This is a genomic window from Bacillus sp. SIMBA_031, assembly GCF_046535225.1.
GTDB classification, from domain to species: Bacteria; Bacillota; Bacilli; order Bacillales; family Bacillaceae; genus Bacillus; species Bacillus velezensis.
In genome coordinates this window covers 1-231 of the sequence record NZ_JAWRXC010000738.1, presented here as the reverse complement: position 1 = coordinate 231, position 231 = coordinate 1, and the positions used below count along the sequence as shown (strand labels likewise).

The following is a 231-nucleotide window of genomic DNA, read 5'->3' as shown; positions in this document are numbered from 1 at the left end:
ATGGAAGTATTACTTGGACCTGTAATGCTGGTACTGTAAAGGACGCTTTCTTACCTGCAAATTGTAGATAACTCTTAGTATCTTTATAGAATTAATTAAAATAAAAAAGTAGCATTTAGCTACTTTTTTATTTACCCAAGAGTGCAAGTTCATGGCAAAAAAGCAAGAAGAAAAAAGTTTAGATTCCTTCAAATGGACAGGTGTAAGTACTCGAGGCAAGAAACTTGAAGG

1 protein-coding gene is annotated in these 231 nt (G+C 33.3%); it reads left to right on the top strand.

The features are described from left to right. Positions 1–8: 8 nt before the first annotated feature. Positions 9–71, top strand: coding sequence for a hypothetical protein (locus SB724_RS22025; RefSeq protein ID WP_410573232.1), 63 nt, complete (start codon positions 9–11; stop codon positions 69–71). Positions 72–231 lie beyond the last annotated feature (160 nt).